The organism is Methylobacterium nigriterrae (assembly GCF_037106235.1).
GTDB classification, from domain to species: domain Bacteria; phylum Pseudomonadota; class Alphaproteobacteria; order Rhizobiales; family Beijerinckiaceae; genus Methylobacterium; species Methylobacterium nigriterrae.
In genome coordinates this window covers 1-2,823 of record NZ_JBAWTG010000279.1, presented here as the reverse complement: position 1 = coordinate 2,823, position 2,823 = coordinate 1, and the positions used below count along the sequence as shown (strand labels likewise).

4 protein-coding genes are annotated in these 2,823 nt (G+C 69.1%); 3 read left to right on the top strand and 1 reads right to left on the bottom strand.

The features are described 5' to 3' along the window. The 3 genes from WDW90_RS36090 to atpC all read left to right on the top strand — a co-directional run. On the top strand, positions 1–988 hold a 988-nt coding region (locus WDW90_RS36090; RefSeq protein ID WP_336492551.1), incomplete at its 5' end, for a DUF3141 domain-containing protein. After that, on the top strand, positions 985–1,767 hold the full coding sequence (gene fabI, locus WDW90_RS36085; protein WP_336492550.1) for an enoyl-ACP reductase FabI: 783 nt from the start codon (positions 985–987) through the stop codon (positions 1,765–1,767). The genes WDW90_RS36090 and fabI, both read left to right, overlap by 4 nt. Positions 1,768–1,808: 41 nt before the next feature. Beyond that, positions 1,809–2,210: an ATP synthase F1 subunit epsilon gene (atpC, locus tag WDW90_RS36080; RefSeq protein WP_336492549.1), complete on the top strand. Its 402-nt coding sequence runs from the start codon at positions 1,809–1,811 to the stop codon at positions 2,208–2,210. A gap of 59 nt (positions 2,211–2,269) precedes the next feature. On the opposite strand, the gene WDW90_RS36075 is transcribed toward atpC, so the two are convergent. Beyond that, on the bottom strand, positions 2,270–2,823 hold a 554-nt coding region (locus tag WDW90_RS36075), incomplete at its 5' end, for a polyphosphate kinase 2 family protein (RefSeq protein WP_336492548.1).

The window sequence follows — 2,823 nt, the reverse complement described above, 5'->3', positions numbered from 1 at the left end:
GGAGCAGGCAACGAACGGTGCGACCCGCTACGACGTCGTCTTGACGGAGCACCGGGTCGAGAACCTGCAGCAATTGCAGAAATACGCCCGCAAGGACGAGGTCCCCTTCGCCGCCGTCGAGAAGGTCTCGGAGTTCAACGCCTCGCTCTACGAAACCTTCGTGCATCCGGTGCTCGGAGCCCTGGTGACCCCGGAGATGGGAAAGATCGCGCGGGCCCTCCACCCGCTCCGGGCGCGCCGATGGGCGATCTCGGATCTCAACCCTTGGCTCGCACCGCTGAAAGGTTGGGCCGAGTTCGCGCGGGCCCATCGCACGCCCCGGGACGAGGCCGGACCGAGCGCCGCCGCGGAGAGAGCGCTCGCGGCCGGGGTGACCGCGTCGTGGGATCTCTACCGGCAGTTGCGCGACGCGGCGGCCGAGAACCTATTCTACAACCTCTACGGCCCGATGAGCCTCCTGGCCCCGGCCGGACCCGCGGCCGAGACGCCGGTGTACCGCCCCGCCGGTGAGGTGCCGGCCGTCCGCGAGGCCCTCGCCCGGATCGAGCAGGGCGGGTTCACCGAGGCCGCCGTCCGGGCGACGCTGCTCGCTGCCCGCCTCGGGACGCGCGAGAAGCGTCTCTCGACCGCCAAGCGCATCCGGACGCTCGTCGGCAGCGAGGTCGGCCTGCTCGACCTGACGGCCGGCGAGGCCAGCCAGGTCGTGCGGCAGCAATCCTACATCGTCGAGCACGAGCCTGAACGCGCGCTGGCGACGTTGCCGATGCTCGTGCGAACGGCCGAGGAGCGCCGGCGCCTCCTCGGCCTTCTGGAACGGCTGACGGACAAGATCGACCTCGCGCCGGAGCAGCGGGCGCTGATGCCCGAGTTCCGGCGTCTCCTGGGGCCGGAACAGGTCCCCGAGGTGGGCATGGCGCCCATCGGCGCATCGTCGCACGCGCCCGGGCGCCAAGCCGGCCGAGGCAAGTCGCAGAGGGCTCACCGATGATACAGGTTCCTGACGGCAACGCGCTGGCCGGCAAGCGCGCCCTTGTGCTCGGCGTGGCCAACGCGCACTCCATCGCGTTTGGATGCGCCCGGGTGTTCCGCCGGCTCGGGGCGGAGATCGCCTTGACCTACCTGAACGAAAAGGCCAGGCCCTTCGTCGAGCCGCTGGCGCGGGAACTGGACGCACCGATCTTCGCACCCTGCGATGTCCAGAAGGAGGGCGAGCTCGAAGCTGTGTTCCGCCAGGTCGCCGAGACCTGGGGCAGGCTCGACATCGCCCTGCATTCGATCGCGTTCGCCCCGAAGGAGGACCTTCAGGGTCGGCTCGTCGACAGCTCGTCGGAGGGCTTCAAGGTTGCGATGGACGTCTCCTGCCACTCCTTCATCCGCATGGCCCGGCTCGCGGCGCCGCTGATGCCGGAGGGCGGCACGCTCCTGACCATGAGCTATCACGGCGCCAACAAGGTCGTGCCGAACTACAACCTGATGGGCCCCGTGAAGGCGGCGCTGGAGAGCGCGGTCCGCTACCTCGCCTACGAGCTCGGGAAACAGGACATCCGTGTCCACGCCGTCTCGCCCGGCCCCCTGAAGACACGCGCCGCCTCGGGCCTCAAGGATTTCGACCTACTTCTGGCAGAGGCGGTGCAGCGTGCGCCGATCGGCGAGCTCGTCGACATCGACGATGTCGGCCTCACCGCGGCCTACCTGGCGACGCCCTACGCCGCGCACCTGACCGGCATGACGATCTACGTGGACGGCGGTCTCAGCATCATGGCCTGAGCGCGCCCGGGCGCGGCAACCGCATCGGGGAGGGAGCCGCGATGGCCGAGCTGTACGCCGAGCTGGTCTCACCCGAGCGGGTCGTCTTCGCAGGCGAGATCCGATCCGTGGTGCTGCCGGGTGTCGAGGGGGACATGACCGTCCTGGCCGGCCATGCGACCCTCGTGACGGCGCTGCATCCCGGCATCGTTTTCGCTACCGATGCCGCCGGCACCGGACGCCGCGCTTTCGTGCGGGGCGCCTTCGTCGAGGTCACGGCCGGCCGGGTCACGATCCTGGCCGAGCGGGTTCTGCCGGTCGAGGAGCTGACCGCCGCCCAGATCGAAGACGAGATCGCCCACCTCCAGCTGGAGCGGGACGCGACGGTGGACGAGGCGACGCATGCCCAATTCGACGTCTCGATCGGCCGCCTGGAGGAGTTCAAGGCGAGCCTCGGGCTCTGACGGCGGCACGGCCGGGGCTGGACGCTCAGGCCCCGGGCGCGGCCGGCACGAGCCCGACCTCAGTATCGTTCCGGGACGAAGCGCCTGTCCATGAGGACATCGTCGTAGGCGTTCGCCTTGCTGCGCTTCGGCAACGTCACCGCCTCGCGCTTGACCTCCTTGTAGGGGATCAGGTGGAGGAGGTGGGCGATGCAGTTGAGGCGTGCCCGCCGCTTGTCGTCCGAGCGGACGATGTACCAGGGCGCGTCGTCGGTGTCGGTGGCCGCCAGCATCGCGTCGCGTGCCTTCGAAAACTCGTACCAGCGGCCGTAGGATTCGAGGTCCATCGGGCTCAGCTTCCACTGCCGGAGAGGATCCTCGATCCGCGCCAGGAAGCGGCGCTTCTGCTCCTGCTTGCCCACTTCCAGCCAAAACTTGATGAGCTGGGTCCCGCCGTCGACGATGAAGCGCTCGATGCGCGGGCAGAGATCGAGGAAGCGGCGATACTCCGCCTCGCTACAAAATCCCATGACATGCTCGACGCCGGCGCGGTTGTACCAGCTGCGGTCGAAGATCACGATCTCGCCCCCCGCCGGGAATCGCTCGATGTAGCGCTGGATGAACATCTGGGACT

Coding starts and splice junctions, on each gene's coding strand:
- atpC (WP_336492549.1), top strand. CDS start 1,809: ATGGCCGAGCTGTACGCCGAGCTGGTCTCACCCGAGCGGGTCGTCTTC.
- fabI (WP_336492550.1), top strand. CDS start 985: ATGATACAGGTTCCTGACGGCAACGCGCTGGCCGGCAAGCGCGCCCTT.